This is a genomic window from Micromonospora sp. NPDC049051, from assembly GCF_043197575.1.
Taxonomy (GTDB): domain Bacteria; phylum Actinomycetota; class Actinomycetes; order Mycobacteriales; family Micromonosporaceae; genus Micromonospora.
Genome location: NZ_JBICTL010000003.1, coordinates 1,074,034 through 1,097,410, shown reverse-complemented (window position 1 = coordinate 1,097,410; position 23,377 = coordinate 1,074,034). Strand labels below are relative to the sequence as shown.

Annotated in this window: 1 protein-coding gene (cut by a window edge); it reads left to right on the top strand. The window is 74.9% G+C overall.

What is annotated here, in order from left to right; all coding sequences use genetic code 11:
• Positions 1-23,377, top strand: the 3' portion of a protein-coding gene (locus ACGFIR_RS16635; RefSeq protein ID WP_393145791.1) for a type I polyketide synthase. The gene continues 6,401 nt to the left of window position 1, outside the view; 23,377 of the gene's 29,778 nt are visible here — the last part of the coding sequence; its start codon lies off the left edge, out of view; the stop codon is at positions 23,375-23,377.

The window sequence follows — 23,377 nt, the reverse complement described above, 5'->3', positions numbered from 1 at the left end:
GGGCATGGGTCGGGAGTTGTACGCCGGGTTCCCGGTGTTCGCGGCGGCGTTGGACGAGGTGTGTGGGCAGCTGGATTCGTTGCTGCCGCGTCCGTTGCGGGAGGTGTTGTTCGCTGAGGCGGGTTCCGCTGAGGCGGAGTTGTTGGACCAGACTGTCTTCACTCAGGCCGGGTTGTTCGCGGTCGAGGTGGCGCTGTTCCGTCTTGTGGAGTCGTTCGGAATCGTTCCGGACATGCTCGCCGGTCACTCGATCGGCGAGGTGACGGCCGCGCACGTCGCCGGGGTGCTGTCCCTGGCCGACGCGTGCGCTCTTGTGGCCGCGCGGGGTCGTTTGATGCAGGCCCTGCCCACGGGCGGCGGGATGTTGGCCGTGGCGGCCGATGAGGCCGCAGTGGTGGAGTCGATCGCGGGCCTGGGCGACCGGGTGGGTATCGCGGCGGTCAACGGACCCACCGCAGTGGTGGTGTCGGGTGCGGTCGACGCGCTGGACGAGGTGGAGCGGCTCTGGCGGGATCGGGGCGCGCGCACGCGCCGGTTGACGGTGAGCCACGCGTTCCACAGTCCGTTGATGGAGCCGATGCTGGCCGAGTTGCGGGCGGTCCTGGATGGCCTTACCTTTGCCGCGCCGCTGCTGCCGGTCGTGTCGAACGTGACCGGTGCCCTGGCCGGCGACGAGATCCGCACCCCGGAGTACTGGGTGCGGCACGTGCGGGAGGCCGTGCGCTTCGCCGACGGGGTGACCGCGCTGCGGAGCGCCGGTGTGGACACGTTCCTGGAGGTCGGGCCGCAGAGCGTCCTGACGGCGATGGCCGCCGACGTGCTGCCCGACGACGACGGTGTGCTGGCTGTCGCGGTGCAGCGTCGGGACCGGCCGGAGGCGCAGGCGTTGCTGCACGCCCTGGCCGAGTTGCACGTGCACGGGGTGCCGGTGTCCTGGCGGCAGTGGTTCACCGACAGCGGTGCGCGGCGGGTGGACCTGCCCACGTACGCCTTCCACCGGGAGCGGTACTGGCTGCCGCCGGCCGGCCAGTCGGCCGACGTCTCGGGGGCGGGTCTCGGCGTGGCCCGGCACCCGCTGCTCGGCGCGGCGGTGTCGGTCGCCGGCGAGGACATGGTGGTCCTGACGGGCCGGCTGTCGGTGTCGACCCACCAGTGGCTCGCCGACCACGTCGTCTCCGGCGCCGTGGTGGTGCCGGGCACCGCGCTGGTGGACCTCGTGGTCCGGGCGGGCGACGAGGTCGGGGCCTCCCGGGTCCGTGAGCTGACCGTGCTCGCCCCGCTCGTGCTGCCCGCCACCGGCGGCGGCGTACGGGTGCAGGTCCGGGTCGGTCCCGTCGACGGGACCGGCAGCCGGTCGGTGACCGTGCACTCCCAGCCCGAGGACGACCCGGAGTCGGGCTGGACCCGCCACGCCGACGGCCTCGTCGGCGCCCCCACGGCCGACGAACCCATCCTGGGCGCGTGGCCGCCGCCCGGCGCGTCCGAGGTGGACGTCACCGGTTGGTACCCGACGGTGGCCGAGCACGGGCTCGCGTACGGGCCGGTCTTCCAGGGCCTGCGGCGGGCGTGGACCGCCGAGGGCGAGGTGTTCGCCGAGGTCGCCCTCCCCGACGAGATGGGCGGGGACCCGGCGGGCTTCGGGGTGCACCCGGCGCTGCTGGACGCCGCTCTGCACCCCGTCGGGCTGCTGCCCGCCGACGAGGCGGGCGGCGGGGCCCGGGTGCCGTTCGCGTTCGAGGGGGTGCAGGTCCACGCCGTCGGGGCCCGGACGCTCCGCGTCCGCCTCACCGCCTCCGGCAACTCCGTGCGGCTGGCCGCCGTCGACGAGACGGGCGTCCCCGTGGTGTCGGTGGACTCGCTGACGCTGCGCGAGATGACCGGTCTGGCGGCCGCCCCGGACGAGGCGCACCGCTCCCTGTTCGAGGTCTCCTGGCAGCCCGAGCAGATCGCCGCGCCCGACGGGGCGTACGGCTGGGCCGTGCTCGGTGGGCGTCCGCTCGACGGCGTCCCGCAGCTTCCGGCGTACACCGATGTCGCGGCGGTGACCACGGCGGTGTCGGACGGCACCGCCCCCGCGGCCCTGCTGCTGCCCGTCACCCCGGCGGTCTCCGGGGCGGACGTGCCCGACGCGGTCCGGTCGGTCACGGCCGAGGTCCTCGGCACGGTGCAGGCGTGGCTGGCGGCCGACCCCCTGGCGGACTCGCGGCTGGTCGTCGTGACCCGTGGCGCGGTGGCCGCCGGCACGGACGACCGCGTCACCGACCTGGCGGGGGCGGCGGTCTGGGGCCTGCTGCGCTCGGCCCAGTCGGAGCACCCCGGCCGGATCGTGCTGGCCGACCTGGAGTCCGGCGTCGACCTGGACGCCGACCTGCTGGCCCTGCTCGCCGCAGCCGCCGACGACCCCGCTCTCGGCGGGCAGCTCGCGGTGCGGGCGGGCACGGCGTACCTGCCGCGGCTGGTCCGTGCCGCCGGCGCCGCGCGCCCCCCGGCGACCCTCGGGCGGGGAACCGTCCTCGTCACCGGGGGCACCGGATCGCTGGGCGCCCTGGTGTCCGAGCACCTCGTCACCGCGTACGGCGTGCGTTCGCTGGTGCTGGTGTCCCGGCAGGGGCCGGCGGCCCCCGGCGCCGACGCACTGGTGGAGCGGCTGGCCGCGCTGGGCGCGACCGCCCGGGTGGTCGCCACCGACGTGACCGACCGCGAGCGCGTCGGCGAGCTGGTCCGGTCCATCACCGCCGAGGACCGCCTGGCCGGGGTGGTCCACACCGCCGGAGTCCTGGACGACGGCGTGGTCAGCGGGATCACCGCCGAGCGGTTGGCGGACGTGCTGGCCCCGAAGGTCACGGCGGGCTGGTGGCTGCACGAGGCGACCGCCGAGCTGGACCTCGACCTCTTCGCGCTCTTCTCCTCCGTCGCCGGGGTGCTCGGCTCTCCCGGCCAGGCCGCGTACGCGGCCGGCAACGCCTTCCTGGACGCCCTCGCCCTGCTGCGGGCGCAGCGCGGGCTGCCCGCCGTCAGCCTCGCGTGGGGCATGTGGGACACCGACGGCATGGCCGCGTCGATCAACGACGCCGACCGGGCCCGGGTGACCCGGGCCGGTCTGGTCCCGATGACGGCCCCCGTCGGGCTCGGGCTCTGGGACGCCGCCCTGACCCACGGCGGCGCGGCGCTGGTGCCGGCCGTGGTCGACCTGCCTGCCATGCGGGCGCAGAGCGCCGCCGGCCGGGTGCCGGTGATGCTGCGGACCCTGGTGGGAACGGTCGCGAAGCGTCGCCGCTCCGGCAGCGGAGCCTGGGCCGACCGGCTGGCCGGACTCGACCCGCAGGAGGCGCGTACGCAGGTGGCCCTGCTGGTGCGCGGGATGATCGCGCAGGTCCTCGGCCACGGCGGCGCGGAGGCGGTGCCGGCGGACCGGGCGTTCCGGGAGCTGGGCTTCGACTCGCTGACCGCCGTCGAGCTGCGCAACCGGATCAACAGCGCGACGGGGCTGCGGCTCACGTCGACGCTCGTCTTCGACTACCCGACCCCCGGCGCCCTGTCCGAGCACCTGTACGAGCAGCTGTCCGGGCAGGTCGCCGAGCAGCAGCACGCCGTGCGGGCGACCAACGTCGACGAGCCGATCGCCATCGTGGGCATGGCCTGCCGCTACCCGGGCGGCGTGACGAACCCGCAGCAGCTGTGGGACCTGGTCGCCGCCGGCGCCGACGGCATCGGCGAGTTCCCCACCGACCGGGGCTGGGACCTCGACCGGCTCTTCCACCCCGACCCGGACAACCCCGGGACGTCGTACACCCGCCACGGCGGTTTCCTGTACGGGGCCGCCGAGTTCGACCCGGACTTCTTCGGCATCTCGCCGCGCGAGGCGATCGCCATGGACCCGCAGCAGCGGCTGCTGCTGGAGGCGTCGTGGGAGACGTTCGAGTCGGCCGGTCTCGACCCGTCGCGGCTGCGCGGCAGCCGGACCGGCGTCTTCGCCGGGCTGATGTACCACGACTACGCCTCCGGCGTGCAGGACCTGCCCGAAGGCGTCGGCGGCTACCTCGGCACCGGCACCTCCGGCAGCGTGCTGTCGGGTCGGGTGGCGTACACGTTCGGCCTGGAGGGCCCGGCGGTCACCGTCGACACGGCGTGTTCGTCGTCGCTGGTGGCGCTGCACCTGGCCGTGCAGGCGTTGCGCGGTGGCGAGTGTGATCTGGCGTTGGCCGGTGGTGTGACGGTGATGGCGACGCCGGGGACGTTCATCGAGTTCTCGCGTCAGCGTGGTCTGTCGCAGGACGGCCGGTGCAAGTCGTTCGCCGCGTCGGCCGACGGCACGGGTTGGTCCGAGGGCGTGGGTGTGCTCCTGGTGGAGCGGCTGTCGGACGCGCAGCGCAACGGGCACCGCGTGCTGGCGGTCGTACGCGGCACTGCCGTCAACCAGGACGGCGCGTCGAACGGCCTGACCGCCCCGAACGGCCCGTCGCAGCAGCGGGTCATCCGCCAGGCACTGGCCAACGCGCGGCTGACTCCGGCCGACGTGGACGCCGTCGAGGCGCACGGCACCGGCACGACGCTGGGCGACCCGATCGAGGCGCAGGCGCTGCTGGCCACGTACGGGCAGGACCGCCCCGCCGACCGGCCGCTGTGGCTCGGCTCGATCAAGTCGAACATCGGGCACACCCAGGCCGCCGCCGGGGCCGCCGGCATCATCAAGATGATCATGGCGATGCGGCACGGCGTACTGCCGTCGACGCTGCACGTCGACGAGCCGTCCCCGCACATCGAGTGGAGTGCCGGGGCGGTCTCCCTGCTCACCGAGGCGCGCGACTGGACCGTGGCGGGCCGGCCCCGGCGCGCCGCGATCTCGTCGTTCGGCGTCAGCGGCACCAACGCCCACGTGATCATCGAGCAGCCGCCCGCCGAGGCGGACCCGACCCGCGCCGACGAACCCGCCGCCGGGCCGGTCCCGGTGCTGCTGTCGGCCCGGTCCGAGGCCGCCGTCGCGGCGCAGGCGGACCGCTGGGCCCGCTGGATCGCCGGCGACGAGGAGCTGCGCCCCCTCGACGTCGGCTGGTCGTCGGCCGTCGACCGGGCCGTACTGGAGCACCGCGCGGTGGTCGCCGCGACAGACCGGGACGAACTGCTGGCCGGGCTCCGCGCCCTCGCCGCCGGTGAGCCGGCCGCCGCCGTGGCCACCGGCGCCGGCACGCGTACGCAGCTGGCCGTGCTCTTCTCCGGTCAGGGCGCGCAGCGCGTGGGCATGGGTCGGGAGCTGTCGACCCTGTTCCCGGCGTTCGCCGCCGCGCTGGGCGAGGTGTGCGCGCAGCTCGACCCGATGCTGCCGCGTCCGCTGCGGGAGGTGCTGTTCGCGCCCGAGGGCTCCGCCGAGGCGGAGTTGCTGGACCAGACCGTCTTCACCCAGGCGGGCCTGTTCGCGGTCGAGGTGGCCCTGTTCCGTCTCGTGGAGTCGTTCGGGATCGTGCCCGACGTCGTCGCCGGTCACTCGATCGGCGAGGTGACGGCCGCGCACGTCGCCGGGGTGCTGTCCCTGCCGGACGCGTGCGCGCTCGTCGCGGCGCGGGGTCGACTGATGCAGGCGCTGCCGGCGGGCGGCGGGATGCTGGCCGTCGCCGCCGACGAGGCCGCGGTGGCGGAGTCTCTCGTCGGCCTGACGGACCGCCTCGGCATCGCGGCCGTCAACGGGCCGGCGGCCGTGGTCGTCTCCGGTGCCCTAGAGGCCTTGGACGAGGTGGAGCGGGTCTGGCGGGACCGCGGCGTACGCACGCGCCGGCTCACCGTCAGCCACGCGTTCCACAGCCCGCTCATGGAGCCGATGCTCGACGAGTTCCGCGCGGTCCTGTCTGGGCTGGCGTTCCGGGCGCCGCTGCTGCCGGTCGTGTCGAACGTGACCGGGGCGCTCGCCGACGCCGACGAGATCACCCACGCCGACTACTGGGTACGCCACGTCCGCGAGGCCGTGCGGTACGCCGACGGGATCACCGCCCTGCGCGAGGCGGGCGTCGACACGTTCCTGGAGATCGGGCCGCAGAGCGTCCTGACCGCGCTGAACGCCGACCTGCTCGCCGACGACGCGCTCGCGGTGGCCGTCCAGCGCCGGGACCGTCCCGCCCCGCAGGCGCTGCTGCACGCGCTCGCCGAGCTGCACGTGCACGGCGTACCGGTGACCTGGACGCAGTGGTTCACCGACAGCGGCGCGCGCCGGGTCGACCTGCCCACGTACGCCTTCCAGCACCAGCGGTACTGGCTCGGCGCGGGGCAGGCGCGTACCGCCGACGTGTCCGGCGCGGGCCTGGGCGTCGCCGGGCACCCGCTGCTCGGCGCGGCGGTCACCGTCGCCGGCGCCGACATGGTCGTGCTGACCGGCCGGCTCTCCCTCGCCACCCACGCCTGGCTGGCCGACCACGTCGTCTCCGGCGTGGTGATCGTGCCCGGTGCCGCCCTCGTGGAGTTGGCGGTGCGGGCGGGCGACGAGGTGGGTGCGTCGCGGGTGCGGGAGTTGACCGTCGCCGCGCCGCTGGTGCTGCCGTCGGCGGGCGCGGTGCGGGTGCAGGTACGCGTCGGCGCGGCCGACGAGGCCGGCACGCGGGTCGTGGCGGTGCACTCGCAGTCCGAAGGTGACCCGGAGGCCGAGTGGGTCCAGCACGCGGAGGGTGTGCTGGAGCCGGCGTCGGCCGACGAACCGGGTGTGGGGGAGTGGCCGCCGGTCGACGGCGTCGAGGTGGACGTCACCGGTTGGTACGCGGCGCTCACGGATTACGGCCTGTCGTACGGGCCGGTGTTCCAGGGCCTGCGTCGGGTGTGGACCGCCGCCGACGACGTGTACGCCGAGGTGCTCCTGCCCGACGAGGCGGCGGCGGAGGCCGCCCGGTTCGGCGTGCACCCGGCGTTGCTGGACGCCGCTCTGCACCCGATCGGGTTGCTGCCCGGTTCGGACGGCTCGGGTGGGCCTCGGGTGCCGTTCGCGTTCGAGGGTGTGCAGGTGTACGCCTCGGGTGCGCGGGTGCTGCGGGTGCGGTTGTCGCGTGCGGGCTCGGCGGTGCGGTTGGTGGCGTGCGACGAGTCGGGTGCGGCCGTGGTGTCGGTGGACTCCCTGGCCCTGCGCGAACTGACCGGCGTGGCCGCGGCCAGCGCGGCGGCCCGCTCGATGCTCGAACTCACCTGGCAGACCCAGGAGGTCACCCCGGCCGGGGACGCCTCCGGGTGGGCGCTGCTGGGCTCGCCGACTATCGCCGACCTGCCGGCATTCGGCGACGTCGAGGCGCTCGTCGCGGCCGTCGACGCCGGTCAGGCGGTCGCGCCGAAGGGGCTGCTGCTGACGCTCGACCCGTCACAGGTCGCCGTGCCGGAAGGGGTACGTGCGACGACCACGGCTGTGCTGGCGACGGTGCAGTCCTGGCTGGCGGCGGACGCGCTGGCGGATTCGCGGCTCGTGGTGGTGACGCGGGGCGCGGTGTCGGTCGGTGCGGAGGATCGGGTTACCGATCTGTCCGCTGCGGCGGTGTGGGGTCTGTTGCGGTCGGCGCAGTCGGAGCATCCGGGTCGGATCGTCCTGGTGGACGTCGACGGCGACGTGGATGCCGGGACGTTGGCTGTGCTGGTGGCGGTGGCGGACGAGCCGGTGGCTCACGGTGGTCAGGTCGCGGTGCGTTCCGGCGAGGTGTTCGTGCCGCGTCTGGTGCGGGCGGTCGCTCCGGCGTCGGCGGACGCCGCCGTGGTGGGTGACGGTGCGGTGCTGGTGACCGGTGGTACGGGTGCGTTGGGTGCTTTGGTGGCGGAGCATCTGGTGTCGGTGCACGGGGTGCGGTCGCTGGTGCTCGTGTCGCGTCGTGGTCTGGAGGCTGCGGGCGCGGGTGAGTTGTCGGAGCGGTTGTCGGCGTTGGGTGCGTCGGTGCGGGTCGTCGCCTGTGACGTGACGGACCGGGATCAGGTCGGTGCGCTGGTGGCCGAGGTCTCGGCCGGGGGCCGCCTGGCGGGTGTGGTGCATACCGCGGGTGTGTTGGACGACGGGGTGATCGAGCGGGTTACCGAGGAGCGTCTCGCCGGGGTGTTGGCGCCGAAGGTGTCGGCGGGTTGGTTGTTGCACGAGGCGACGGCGTCGCTGGATCTGGATTTGTTCGTGGTGTTCTCGTCGGTGGCGGGTGTGCTCGGTTCGCCGGGTCAGTCGGCGTATGCGGCGGGTAACGCGTTCCTGGACGGGTTGGCGGTGTATCGGCGGCAGTTGGGGTTGCCGGCGGTCAGCTTGGCGTGGGGGATGTGGGACACCGCTGGTATGGCGGCGTCGATCGAGGAGGCGGATCGGGCGCGATCGGCGCGGGCCGGCTTGACGCCGATGAGCGCCGAGACCGGGTTGGAGCTGTTCGACGCCGCCCTGGTGGCGGACCGACCGGCGTTGGTGCCGGCCGTGATCGACGTACCGGCGATGCGGGTAGCGCTCGGCGCCGGCCCGGTGCCGGCCGTGCTGCGTACCCTGATCGGGTCGACGGCGTCCCGACGACGGGCCGCACGGGGCGGCGACTGGGCCAACCAGCTCGCGGGCCTGGCGCCCGACGAGGCACGCGCCCAGATCGACCTGCTGGTGCGCGGTCTGGTCGCGCAGGTGTTGGGGCACGGTGGTGCGGAGTCGGTGCCGGCGGATCGGGCGTTCCGGGAGTTGGGCTTCGACTCGCTGACGGCGGTGGAGCTGCGGAACCGGTTGAACGCGGCCACGGGGCTGCGGTTGGCCTCCACGCTGGTCTTCGACTACCCGACCCCGACCGTCCTCGTCGACCACCTCCACGAACAGGTCTCCGGGCAGATCACCGCCCGCAGGACGGCGGTGCGCACCGCCAACACCGACGAGCCGATCGCGATCGTGGGCATGGCCTGCCGCTACCCGGGCGGCGTCGAGAGCCCGGACCAGTTGTGGGCACTGCTGTCCGCCGGCGGCGACGGGATCTCGGAGTTCCCCACCGATCGCGGCTGGGATCTGGAGTCGCTGTTCGACCCCGACCCGGAGCACAGCGGTACGTCGTACACGCGGCACGGTGGTTTCCTGTACGGGGCTGCCGAGTTCGATCCGGGTTTCTTCGGGATCTCGCCGCGTGAGGCTCTTGCGATGGATCCGCAGCAGCGGTTGCTGCTGGAGGCGTCGTGGGAGTCGTTCGAGTCGGCGGGTCTGGACCCGTCGCGGTTGCGGGGCAGCCGGACGGGTGTCTTCGCCGGCGTCATGTACCACGACTACGCCTCCCGCCTCATGGACCTGCCGCCGGACGCCGAGGGCTTCGTCGGCACGGGTACGTCGGGCAGCGTGCTGTCGGGCCGGGTCGCGTACACGTTCGGCCTCGAAGGCCCGGCGGTCACCGTCGACACGGCGTGTTCGTCGTCGCTGGTGGCGTTGCATCTTGCCGCGCAGGCGTTGCGCAGCGGCGAGTGCGACCTCGCCCTGGCCGGTGGTGTGACGGTGATGGCGACGCCGGGGACGTTCATCGAGTTCTCGCGTCAGCGTGGTCTGTCGCAGGACGGCCGGTGCAAGTCGTTCGCGGCGTCCGCCGACGGCACGGGCTGGTCCGAAGGCGTCGGTGTGCTCCTGGTGGAGCGGCTCTCCGACGCCCAGCGCAACGGGCACCGCGTGCTGGCGGTGGTGCGCGGCACTGCCGTCAACCAGGACGGTGCGTCGAACGGTTTGACGGCGCCGAACGGTCCCTCGCAGCAGCGGGTGATCCACCAGGCTCTCGCCAACGCGCGGCTGACTCCGGCCGATGTCGACGCGGTGGAGGCGCACGGCACCGGCACGACCTTGGGTGACCCGATCGAGGCGCAGGCGCTGTTGGCGACGTACGGGCAGGAGCGTCCGCAGGATCGGCCGCTGTTGCTCGGGTCGGTGAAGTCGAACATCGGGCACACGCAGGCGGCTGCCGGTGTGGCTGGTGTGATCAAGATGGTGCTGGCGATGCGGCACGGTCTCGTGCCGCCGACCCTGCACGTGGACGAGCCGTCTCCGCACATCGACTGGTCGGCCGGGGCGGTGGCTCTCGCGACGGAGCCCACGCCGTGGCCGGCGGTGGGTCGGCCGCGTCGGGCGGCGGTGTCGTCGTTCGGGATCTCCGGTACGAACGCGCATGTGATCATTGAGCAGCCGCCGGCTGAGGTGGTCGAGGGCGAGGTCGTCGCCAGCGACGTGCCGCCGGTGGTGCCGGTGTTGCTGTCGGCCCGTTCCGATGCGGCGTTGTCGGCGCAGGCGGGTCGGTGGGCGGGCTGGCTCGCTGCCGACGAGGCGCTGCGTCCGCTGGACGTCGCCTGGTCCTCGGTCACCACCCGACCCGCGCTGGAGCACCGGGCGGTCGTGACCGCCGCCGGCCGGGACGACCTGGTCGCGGCGTTGACCGCCCTCGCCGGCGGGGAACCCGTCGGTACGGTCGTCTCCGGCGCCGCCGGGCAGCGGGGCCAACTCGCCCTGCTCTTCTCGGGTCAGGGCGCGCAGCGTGCGGGCATGGGTCGGGAGTTGTACGGCGAGTTCCCGGTGTTCGCGGCGGCGTTGGACGAGGTGTGCGCGCAGCTGGATCCGTTGCTGCCGCGTCCGTTGCGGGAGGTGTTGTTCGCTGAGGCGGGTTCCGCTGAGGCGGAATTGCTGGACCAGACTGTCTTCACCCAGGCGGGCCTGTTCGCGGTCGAGGTGGCGCTGTTCCGTCTCGTGGAGTCGTTCGGGATCGTGCCGGACATGCTGGCCGGTCACTCGATCGGTGAGGTGACGGCCGCGCACGTCGCCGGGGTGCTGTCCCTGGCCGACGCGTGCCAGCTGGTCGCCGCGCGGGGTCGGTTGATGCAGGCGCTGCCGACCGGCGGCGGGATGCTGGCGGTGGCCGCCGACGAGGCGGCGGTGGCGGAGTCTCTCGCCGGGCTGACGGACCGCGTCGGCATCGCGGCGGTCAACGGTCCGGCGGCCGTGGTGGTGTCCGGTGCCGTCGAGGCGCTGGACGAGGTGGAGCGGGTCTGGCGCGAGCGGGGTGTCCGCACGCGCCGGTTGACCGTCAGCCACGCGTTCCACAGCCCGCTCATGGAGCCGATGCTCGACGAGTTCCGCACGGTCCTGTCCGGGCTGACTCTTGAAGCGCCGCTGCTGCCGATCGTGTCGAACGTGACCGGTGCCCTGGCCGGCGACGAGATCCGCACCCCGGAGTACTGGGTGCGGCACGTGCGGGAAGCCGTGCGCTACGCCGACGGGATCACCGCGCTGCGGAGCGCCGGTGTGGACACGTTCCTGGAGGTCGGGCCGCAGAGCGTCCTGACCGCGATGGCGGCCGACGTGCTGCCCGACGACGAGGGTGTGCTGGCTGTCGCCGTGCAGCGTCGGGACCGCCCGGAGGCGCAGGCGTTGCTGCATGCCCTGGCGGAGTTGCACGTGCACGGGGTTCCCGTGTCCTGGCGGCAGTGGTTCGCCGACAGCGGCGCGCGGCGGGTGGACCTGCCCACGTACGCCTTCCAGCACCAGCGCTACTGGCCCGCCGCCAACCGGGCGCGTACGGGCGACGTGTCCGGGGCCGGGCTCGGCCGCACCGAGCACCCGCTGCTCGGCGCGGCGGTGGACCTGGCCGGCGACGACGAGATGGTGCTGACGGGCCGGCTCTCCCTGGCCACGCACCCCTGGCTGGCGGACCACACGGTCTCCGGACTGACGCTGGTCCCGGGCACCGCCCTGGTCGAGCTGGCCGTGCGGGCCGGCGACGAGGTGGGCCTCTCCCGGCTGCGGGAGCTGACCATGGCCGCCCCGCTGGTGCTCCCCGGAAGCGGGGGCGTACGGATCCAGGTGCGGGTGGACGCCGCCGGCGACTCCGCGTACCGTGCCGTCGCCGTCTACTCCCGCCCCGACGACGATCCCGAGGCGGGCTGGACGCGGCACGCGGAGGGCGTGCTGGAGCCGGCCACCGCCGACGAGCCCGACCCGATCGCCTGGCCGCCCGCTGCGGCGTCCGAAGCGGACCTGACGGAGTGGTACGCGACGCTCGCGGAGCACGGCCTGACGTACGGGCCGGTCTTCCAGGGGCTCCGGCGTGCCTGGGCCAGCGGTGGCGAGGTGTTCGCCGAGGTGGTGCTGCCGGAGGCCACCGCGACGGAGAACGTCGGATTCGGCGTGCACCCGGCACTGCTGGACGCCGCCCTGCACCCGATCGGGCTGCTGCTGGGTGGCGACGAGTCGGCCGGCCCACGGGTGCCGTTCGCGTTCGAGGGCGTGCAGGTGTACGCCGCAGGCGCGGGGACCCTGCGGGTGCGCCTGACCCGCAACGGTTCCGGGCTGCGGCTGGTGGCGTACGACGCGGCGGGCGCCCCGGTGGTGTCGGTGGACTCCCTCGCCCTGCGGGAGCTGACCGGGGTGACCGCGCCGGGCGTGGCATCGCGGTCGCTGTTCGAGCTGCGGTGGCCGGCCGTGGAGGCCACGTCCGCCGGAGAGCCGTCCGGATGGGCGCTGCTGACCGGCGGCCGGGAGCTGGCGGCACCGGTCGGAATGCCCGCGTACCCCGACGTGGCGACGGTCGCGGGGGAGGAGTCCGTCCCCCGGGCGGTGCTGCTTCCGATGCTCCCCACGTCCGCGTCGGCGGCGGAGACGCCGGAGTTCGTTCGGGCGGTGACCTCCGACCTGCTGGCGACGGTGCAGTCCTGGCTGGCGGCCGACGCGCTGACCGACTCGCGGCTCGTGGTGGTGACCCGAGGTGCCGTGTCGACCGGCGACGAGGACCGGGTGACCGACCTGGCCGCTGCGGCGGTGTGGGGTCTGCTGCGCTCCGCGCAGTCGGAGCATCCGGGCCGCATCGTCCTCGCGGACGTCGACGGCGAGCTGGACGCCGCGCTGGTGGCCCTGCTGGACGGCGTCCTGCGGGAACCGGCCGCGACCGGCGGCCAGGTGGCGGTCCGCAGGGGCGCGGTGTACTCGCCGCGGCTGGTCCGGGCCGGCATCACGGCGGCGGAGTCGCCGACCGTGGGTGATGGCGCGGTGCTGGTGACCGGTGGTACGGGTGCGCTCGGTGCGTTGGTGGCGGAGCATCTGGTGTCGGTGCACGGGGTGCGGTCGCTGGTGCTCGTGTCGCGTCGTGGTCCGGAGGCCGTCGGTGCGGGTGAGTTGTCGGAGCGGTTGTCGGCGTTGGGTGCGTCGGTGCGGGTGGTCGCGTGTGACGTGACGGACCGGGACCAGGTGTTCGGCCTGGTGGCCGAGGTCGGCGCCGGGGAACGCCTGGCGGGTGTGGTGCACACCGCCGGTGTTCTGGACGACGGGGTCGTGGAGGGGCTGACGGCCGAGCGGCTGGCGGGGGTGTTGGCGCCGAAGGTGTCGGCGGGTTGGTTCCTGCACGAGGCGACGGCGTTGCTGGACCTTGACTTGTTCGTGGTGTTCTCGTCGGTGGCGGGTGTGCTCGGTTCGCCGGGTCAGTCGGCGTATGCGGCGGGTAACGCGTTCCTGGACGGGCTGGCGGCGTACCGGCGGCAGTTGGGCCTGCCGGCGGTCAGCCTGGCATGGGGCATGTGGGACACCGACGGCATGGCCGCCTCGATCGAGGAGGCGGATCGGGCGCGTTCGGCCCGGGCCGGCCTGACGCCGATGAGCGCCGAGGTCGGGCTGGAGCTGTTCGACGCCGCGCTGGGCGCCGACCGGGCGGCCCTCGTACCGGCCGTGATCGACGTGCCCGCGCTGCGGGCGGCGACCTCCGGCGGCCCCGTGCCGGCCGTGCTGCGCACCCTGATCGGCGTGACCAGCAGCCGCCGCCAGGCGGGACAGGGCGGTGGCGGTTGGGCCGACCGGCTCGCCGCGCTGACCGAGGACGAGGGCCGCGCCCAGGTCGACGTGCTGGTGCGGGGCCTGGTCGCGCAGGTGTTGGGGCACGGTGGTGCGGAGTCGGTGCCGGCGGACCGGGCGTTCCGGGAGTTGGGCTTCGACTCGCTGACGGCGGTGGAGCTGCGGAACCGGTTGAACGCGGCTACCGGGCTGCGGCTGGCCTCGACGCTGGTCTTCGACTACCCGACCCCGGCGGTGCTCGCCGACCACCTGTGGTCGGAGCTGGCCGGGGTGCGTCAGTCGACCGCCGGCCCGGTCGCCGGCGCGGTCGTCGGCACCGACGAACCGATCGCGATCGTGGGCATGGCCTGCCGCTACCCGGGCGGGGTGGAATCCCCCGACGAACTGTGGGAGCTGCTGGCCGGCGGCGGCGACGGGATCTCCGAGTTCCCGGCGGACCGCGGTTGGGACCTGGAGTCGCTGTTCGACCCGGACCCGAACCGCAGCGGTACGTCGTACACGCGGCACGGTGGTTTCCTGTACGGCGCCGGCGAATTCGACCCGGCGTTCTTCGGGATCTCGCCGCGTGAGGCGCTCGCGATGGATCCGCAGCAGCGGTTGCTGCTGGAGGCGTCGTGGGAGTCGTTCGAGTCGGCGGGTCTGGACCCGTCGCGGTTGCGGGGCAGCCGGACGGGTGTCTTCGCCGGTGTGATGTACCACGACTATGCCTCCCGCCTCATGGACCTGCCGACCGAGGTGGAGGGCTACGTCGGCACCGGTACGTCGGGCAGCGTGCTGTCGGGCCGGGTCGCGTACACGTTCGGGCTCGAAGGCCCGGCGGTCACCGTCGACACGGCTTGCTCGTCCAGCCTCGTCGCGCTGCACCTGGCCGCGCAGGCGCTGCGTAGCGGCGAGTGCGACCTCGCGCTGGCCGGTGGTGTGACGGTGATGGCGACGCCGGGGACGTTCATCGAGTTCTCGCGTCAGCGTGGTCTGTCGCAGGACGGCCGGTGCAAGTCGTTCGCGGCGTCGGCCGACGGCACCGGCTGGTCCGAAGGCGTCGGGGTCCTGCTCGTGCAGCGGCTCTCGGACGCGCAGCGGGAGGGCCGGCGCATCTACGCGGTCGTGCGCGGCACTGCCGTCAACCAGGACGGCGCGTCCAACGGCCTGACCGCCCCGAACGGTCCGTCGCAGCAGCGGGTGATCCACCAGGCTCTCGCCAATGCCCGGCTCACTCCGGCCGACGTGGACGCCGTCGAGGCGCACGGCACCGGCACGACCTTGGGTGACCCGATCGAGGCGCAGGCCCTGCTGGCCACCTACGGTCAGGACCGGCCCGACGACCGGCCGCTGTTGCTCGGGTCGGTGAAGTCGAACATCGGGCACACTCAGGCGGCTGCCGGTGTGGCTGGTGTGATCAAGATGGTGCTGGCGATGCGGCACGGTCTCGTGCCGCCGACGTTGCATGTGGACGAGCCGTCCCCGCACATCGACTGGACCTCCGGGGCGGTGGCTCTCGCGACCGAGCCCACGCCGTGGCCGGCCGTGGGTCGGCCGCGTCGGGCGGCGGTGTCGTCGTTCGGCATCTCCGGTACGAACGCGCATGTGATCATCGAGCAGCCGCCGGCTGAGGTGGTCGAGGGCGAGCTCGTCGCCAGTGACGTGCCGCCGGTCGTGCCGGTGCTGTTGTCGGCCCGTTCCGATGCGGCGTTGTCGGCGCAGGCGGGTCGGTGGGCGGGCTGGCTCGCCGCCGACGAGGCGCTGCGTCCGCTGGACGTCGCCTGGTCCTCGGTCATCACCCGACCCGCGCTGGAACAGCGCGCCGTCGCCGTGGTGGGCAACCGGGACGACCTCCTCTCCGCGCTCCGGGCCCTCGACGCGGGCGACCCCTCCGGTGCCGTCGTCACCGGCTCCGCCACCACCCGCGCCCAGCTCGCCCTGCTCTTCTCGGGTCAGGGTGCGCAGCGTGCGGGCATGGGTCGGGAGTTGTACGCCGGGTTCCCGGTGTTCGCGGCGGCGTTGGACGAGGTGTGCGCGCAGCTGGATCCGTTGCTGCCGCGTCCGTTGCGGGAGGTGTTGTTCGCTGAGGCGGGTTCCGCTGAGGCGGAATTGCTGGACCAGACTGTCTTCACCCAGGCGGGCCTGTTCGCGGTCGAGGTGGCGCTGTTCCGTCTCGTGGAGTCGTTCGGGATCGTTCCCGACATGCTCGCCGGCCACTCGATCGGTGAGGTCACGGCCGCGCACGTCGCCGGGGTGCTGTCCCTGACCGACGCGTGCCAGCTGGTCGCCGCGCGGGGTCGGTTGATGCAGGCGCTGCCGACCGGCGGCGGGATGCTGGCGGTGGCGGCGGACGAGGCGGCGGTGGCGGAGTCTCTCACGGGGATGACGGACCGCGTGGGTATCGCGGCAGTCAACGGGCCGGCCGCCGTGGTGGTCTCGGGTGCCGTCGACGCGCTGGACGAGGTGGAGCGACTCTGGCGGGACCGGGGCGTGCGTACTCGCCGGTTGACGGTGAGTCACGCGTTCCACAGTCCGTTGATGGAGCCGATGCTGGCCGAGTTCCGTACGGTCCTGTCCGGGCTCACGTTCTCCGCGCCGCTGCTGCCGGTCGTGTCGAACGTGACCGGGGCGCTCGCTGAGGTCGACGAGATCCGCACCCCGGAGTACTGGGTGCGGCACGTCCGAGAAGCGGTCCGCTACGCCGACGGGATCACCGCGCTGCGGAGCGCCGGTGTGGACACGTTCCTGGAGGTCGGGCCGCAGAGCGTCCTGACGGCGATGGCCGCCGACGTGCTGCCCGACGACGACGCTGTGCTGGCTGTCGCCGTGCAGCGTCGGGACCGCCCGGAGGCGCAGGCGTTGCTGCATGCCCTGGCGGAGTTGCACGTGCACGGGGTTCCCGTGTCCTGGCGGCAGTGGTTCGCCGACAGCGGCGCGCGGCGGGTGGACCTGCCCACGTACGCCTTCCAGCACCAGCGCTACTGGCCCGAGGGCACGGCCGAGAAGCAGGCCGCCCCGGACGGCGGCGACGCCGAGTTCTGGACCGCCGTCGAGCGCGGCGACCTGGCCGCCCTCGCCGCCGAACTCGGTGACGACCCCGACGCCCTGGACGCGCTCGGCCCGGCCCTGCCGGTCCTCTCGCGCTGGCGTCAGCACCGGTCCCGGGACACCGCGCTGGACGGGTGGTCGTACCGGATCGGGTGGGAGCCCGTGCGGTCGAACCCGACGACCAGGCTGTCCGGGCGGTGGCTGGTCGTCACCGTCGACAGCGGCGCCGACGCGGGCGTGGCGAAGACCCTCACCCAGGCCGGTGCCAGGGTGGACACGCTGACCGTGTCGTCCACCCTGAGCCGCGTTGAGCTGGGCGAACAGCTGCGCCGTACCAGCGGGGAGGGCTGGGCCGGAGTGCTCTGCGTCCTGCCCCGCCAGGACCGGCCTCCGGCGGACACGCCGGCGCTGCCCGCCGGCACGGCGGTGCTGCTCGCCCTCGTCCGGGCGCTGACCGACACCGGCCTGTCCGGACGGGTGTGGGCGCTCAGCCGGACCGCGATGCCGGTCACGGCCGGGGAACGGGTCGACGACGTCTGGGCGGCCCTGGCCTGGGGCCTGGGTCGGGTCGTCGCCCTCGAACAGCCTGACCGCTGGGGCGGCCTGGTCGACCTGCCCGACCGCGCCGACCGCGGCGCCCGCGCCGGTCTCGTCGCGGTCCTCGCCGACGGCACCCTGGACCAGGTGGCCGTCCGCCGCAACGGCCTCTTCGGCCGGCGGCTGTTGCCGGCCGCGTCGCCGGCCGGTGCGGGTTGGCGGCCCGCCGGGACGGTGCTGGTGACTGGTGGTACGGGTGCGTTGGGTCGGCATGTGGCCCGTTGGTTGCTGGCCAACGGGGCGGCCGAGGTGGTGCTCGCTTCGCGGCGGGGTCCGGCGGCGCCGGGCGCGGCGGAGTTGGTCGACGAGTTGGGCGCGGTACGGGTGGTGACGTGTGACGTCACCGACCGGGCGGCCGTCGACGCCCTGGTGGCGGACCTGCCGGAGCTGACCGCCGTCGTGCACACCGCCGGGGCGTCCGGCGGCACCACCCCGGCGTACGAGGTGACCGACGGCGAGCTGGCGGAGACCCTGGCCGGCAAGGTGCTCGGCGCCCTGCACCTTGACGCCGCCTGCCGGGGCCGGGACCTCGACGCGTTCGTGGTCTTCTCCTCGGTCGCGGGCGTCTGGGGCGGCGGCGGGCAGGCCGGCTACGCGGCCGGCAACGCCCTGCTCGACACCCTCGTCGCCGCCCGTCGGGCGAAGGGCCTGCCCGCCACCGCCCTGGCCTACGGCCCGTGGGCGGAGGACGGCATGGCCGCCGGGGAGACCGCCGACGGGCTGCGCCGCCGCGGGTTCAGCCCGCTCGCGCCCGAGGCCGCCGTCGCGGCGCTGGGCCGCTGGGTGAACGCCCCCGAGGCGGCACCGGTGATCGTCGACGTCGACTGGTCCCGGTTCGTCACGGCGTTCACCGCCGCGCGGCCGAGCCACCTGTTCGACCGGGTCGCCCCCGCCGTCACCGAGGAACCGGAGCGGTCGGAGAGCGCCGCCGCCACCGACGGGCTGCGGGCCAGGCTCGCGACGCTGCCGGCGACCGGCCAGGAGTCGCTGCTGGTCGACCTCGTCCGCGCGGAGGCGGCGGCCGTCCTCGGCCACCCCACCACCGACCAGGTGCCGGCGGGCCGGGCGTTCCGCGAGCTGGGCTTCGACTCCCTTGCCGCCGTGCAGCTGCGGGACCGGCTGGGCCGGGTCACCGGCCTGACCCTGCCGTCGACCGTGGTCTTCGACCACCCGTCGGCGGCGGAACTGGCCCGCTTCCTGCGTACCGAAATCGTGGTCGGCGCCGACGGCGGCGCGGCCGTCGGCGGCGTGGCCTCTGCCCGGCCGGCTGCCGACGAGCCGATCGCGATCGTCTCCATGGCCTGCCGGTTCCCCGGCGGGGTGTCGTCGCCGCAGGAGCTGTGGCGGCTGCTGGCCGACGGGGTGGACGCGGTCACGCCGATGCCCACCGACCGGGGCTGGGACCTCGACGCCCTGTTCGACAGCGACCCGGAGCGGGTCGGCACCAGCTACACCCGCAGCGGAGGGTTCCTGCACGACGTGGCCGGGTTCGACGCCGCGTTCTTCGGGATCAACCCGCGCGAGGCCCTCGCCATGGACCCGCAGCAGCGGCTGCTGCTGCACACCACCTGGGAGGTCTTCGAACGCGCCGGCATCGACCCGCACCGGGTACGCGGCTCCGCCACCGGCGTCTTCATGGGCACCAACGGGCAGGACTACGCCACGCTGCTGCTGGGCGCCCGCTCCCAGGTGGAGGGCTACCAGGCGACCGGCAACGGCGCGTCGGTGGTCTCCGGCCGCCTGGCGTACTCGTTCGGGCTGCACGGCCCGGCGGTCACCGTCGACACGGCCTGCTCGTCGTCGCTGGTGGCCCTGCACCTGGCCGCGCAGGCGCTGCGCAGCGGCGAGTGCGACCTCGCCCTGGCCGGCGGCGTGACGGTGATGTCGACCCCGGGCGCGTTCCTGGAGTTCTCCCGGCAGCGCGGCCTCGCCGCCGACGGACGGGTCAAGGCGTTCGCCGACGCCGCCGACGGCACCGGCTGGGGCGAGGGCGTCGGCGTCCTGCTGCTCCAGCGGCTCTCCGACGCCCAGCGCGACGGCAACCGGATCCTCGCCGTCGTACGGGGCAGCGCCGTCAACCAGGACGGCGCGAGCAACGGCCTGACCGCGCCGAACGGGCCCGCGCAGCAGCGGGTCATCCGGCAGGCGCTGGACAACGCCGGCCTGAACCCGGGCGACGTGGACGCCGTCGAGGCGCACGGCACCGGCACCACCCTCGGCGACCCGATCGAGGCGCAGGCCCTCCTGGCCACGTACGGCAGGGACCGCTCCGCCGACCGGCCGCTGTGGCTCGGCTCGGTGAAGTCGAACATCGGCCACACCCAGGCCGCGGCCGGCGCCGCCAGCCTGATCAAGATGGTGCTGGCCCTGCAACACGAAGTGCTGCCGGCGACCCTGCACGTCGACGCGCCGACCTCGCACGTCGACTGGTCCTCCGGCACCCTGGCGTTGCTCACCGAGGCGCGACCGTGGACCGCCGACGACCGGCCCCGCCGGGCGGGCGTCTCCTCGTTCGGCATCAGCGGCACCAACGCCCACGTGATCCTCGAACAGGCGCCGCAGCGGCCGGAGCCGGTCGCCCCCGACGGGGAAGGGCCGGCGACGGTCCTGCCGTGGCCGGTCTCCGCCGCCGACCTGCCCGCGCTGCGCGAGCAGGCCGGCCGGCTGGCCGACCGGGTCGCCACGGACGACGACGCGGCCGACCTGGTCGCCTGGGCGCTCGCCGAGGGCCGCGCCCACCTCGGCCGGCGGGCCACCGTGGTCGCCGCCGACCGCGCGACCCGGCTGGCCGCGCTGCGGGCCCTGGCCGGCGGGGAGGACCACCCCGCGCTGGTCACCGCCCGGCGGCGTGCCGGCGGTCTCGCGGTCCAGTTCTCCGGCCAGGGCGCCCAGCGCCCCGGCGCCGGCCGGCAGCTGTACGACACGTTCGGAGTCTTCGCGGCGGCCCTCGACGAGGTCTGCGCGGCGCTGGACCACCAGCTGCCGCAGCCGCTGAAGCCGGTGCTGTTCGCGGCCGAGGGCAGCGCCGAGGCCGCGCTGCTCGACGAGACGGTCTTCACCCAGGCGGGCCTGTTCGCGCTGGAGGTGGCCCTGTTCCGGCTGGTCGAGTCGTTCGGGGTGGTGCCCGGGCACGTCGCCGGGCACTCCATCGGCGAGATCACCGCCGCGCACGTCGCCGGCGTGCTGTCCCTCGCCGACGCCGCCACGCTGGTGGCCGCCCGGGGCCGGCTCATGCAGGCCCTGCCCGCCGGGGGCGGGATGCTCGCCGTCGCCGCCGACGAGGCGGCGGTGGTCGGGTCGCTGGCCGGACTGGGCGACCGGGTCGGCGTCGCCGCCGTCAACGGCCCCACCGCCGTGGTGCTCGCCGGGGCCCTCGACGCCCTCGACGGGCTCGAGCGGCTCTGGCGGGAGCGCGGCGTACGCACCCGCCGGCTGCGGGTCAGCCACGCGTTCCACAGCCCGCTGATGGAGCCGATCCTGGCCGAGTTCCGGGCCGTGCTCGACGGGCTGACGTTCGCCGCTCCGCTGCTGCCGATCGTGTCGAACCTGACCGGGCGGCTCGCCGAGCCCGACGAGATCCGTACGCCCGACTACTGGGTGCGGCACGTCCGGGAGGCCGTCCGGTACGCCGACGGGATCGCCGCGCTGCGCGACGCGGGCGTGGACACCTTCCTGGAACTCGGACCGCAGGCGGTGCTGACGGCGATGACCGCCGGACTGCTCCCCACCGACGACGACGGCACGGCCGTGGCGGCGCTGCGCGCCGGCGCCGACGAGCCGGCCGCCCTGCTCGCCGCGCTGGCCGTCGTGGACGGCACCGGGCGGGACGTCGACTGGGCGGCGGTGCTCGCCGTGCTGGCCGGCCCCCGTCCGGATCCCCGCCGGCTGCCCGAGCTGCCGACGTACGCGTTCCGGCCGCAGCGCTACTGGCCGACCCTCGACGCGACGCCGACGCCGGGCGCCGACCCGGTCGACGACGCGTTCTGGCGGGCCGTCACCGACGGCGACCTGGGCCGCCTCGGCCTCGACCCGGACCAGCCGATGCGCGAGCTGCTGCCGGAACTGGAGTCGTGGCGGCGCCGCCAGCAGCTCGACGGCACCCTGGCCGGCTGGCGGTACCGGGTCACCTGGGAACGCCGGGCGCTGACCGGCGCCGACCCGGGCACGTGGCTGGTGGTGGCGCCGCCGCACCAGGTCACCGACCGGGTGCTCGCCGCCCTCACGGCCGGCGCCGCGGCGGTGCACCTGCTGACCGTCGACCCGGCCACCGTCACCCGCGACGGCCTGGCCGCCGACCTCGACCGGCTCGCCGCCGCGCACCAGCCGACGGCGCTGCTCTCCCTGCTGGCGCTGGACGAGGCGCCGCACCCGGAGCAGACCGCGCTGCCGACCGGCCTGGCGGCGAACCTGCTGCTCGTACAGGCGCACACCGGCCGCTCCGGCCCGGCCGTGCCGCTGTGGCTGGCCACCACCGGCGCCGTCGCCGTCGACGGGGAAGCGGTCGTGCACCCGACGCAGGCCACCACGTGGGGCCTCGGCCTCGTCGCCGCGCTGGAGCACCCCCGGCACGTCGGCGGAGTCGTCGACCTGCCGGCGGGCCCGGCCGAGGCGGCGTACGCGGCCCTGGTCGGGGCGCTGGTCAACGTCGACGGCGAGGACCAGCTCGCCGTCCGGGAGGCCGGCGTGCACACCCGGCGTCTGGTCCGCGACACCGCGCGGCCGGCAACGGGTGACGGGTACCGGCCGAACGGCACCGTGCTGCTCACCGGCGGGGCCGGCACCGTCGCTCGCCACGCCACGGACTGGCTGGGCCGCCAGGGCGCCGAGGTGCTTCCGCTCGCCGAGCCGGCGACCGGGAAGCTCGGTGACCTGATGGAGCAGCTCGCCGCCGAGAGCCGGCCGGTGACCGCGCTCGTGCACGTCCCGGCGGAGACCGGCTCGGTGCCGCTGGCCGAGTTGACCCTCGCGGGTCTGGCCGCCGACCTGGCCGCCACCGTCGGCGACGTCCCCGGGTACGCCGACGAGCTGGCGCACCGGTCGCTCGACGCGTTCGTGCTCTGCACCTCCACCACGGGCGTGTGGGGGGCGGGCGGCCGGGCCGGCCAGTCCGCCGGTGACGCGCTGCTGCACGCGCTCGCGGCGAACCGCCGGCACGGTGGACTGGCGGCCACGGCCGTGGCGTGGGGCCCGTGGCAGGACGATCCCGAGTCGGCCGAGCAGGAGCAGCTACGCCGGCGGGGCCTGCCGGGTCTGCCCCCGGAGCTGGCCGTCGAGGCGTTCGGGCAGGCGCTGCGCGCGGAGGCGGAGCTGATCGTCGCCGACGTACGCTGGGACCGGTTCGTGCCGACGTTCGCGTCGATGCGGCCGTGCCCGCTGCTGACCGGGGTCCCCGAGGCGGGCGCGGCGATGCCCGCCGACGACGACCGCCAGCCGGCGGACGACGAGGCGGCGACCGCGCTGCGGGAGCGGCTGCGCCCGCTGAGCCCCGCCGAACGCGAGGGCGTCCTCGTCGACCTCGTGGGCGGCCTGGCGGCGACCGTGCTGGGCCACGCCGGGGACGCGGGGCTGGAGCCCGACCGCGCGTTCCGGGAGGTCGGCTTCGACTCGATGACGGCGGTGGAGCTGCGCAACCGGCTCCGCGCCGCCACCGGCGTCCAACTGCCCGCCGCCGTGGTGTTCGACTACCCCACGCCGGCGGCCCTCGCCCGGCACCTGCGTGACCGCCTCGTCGAGGACGGCGCCGCCGCGGCGGCCCCGCTGCTCGCCGAACTCGAGCGGCTCGACGGTGTCTTCGCGGCGGACGCGCCGGACCGGCTGACCCGGCAGAAGCTGCTGGTGCAGTTGCAGGCGTTCGTCGCCCGGTGGGGCGACGAGCGTGGTCCCGTCGAGGAGAAGGCGGCCACGCACACCCTCGACGACGCCACCGACGCCGAGATCTTCGATTTCATCCACCGCGAGCTGGGTGGTCCCGGAGGGAGCCTGCCGGGGCTGTAG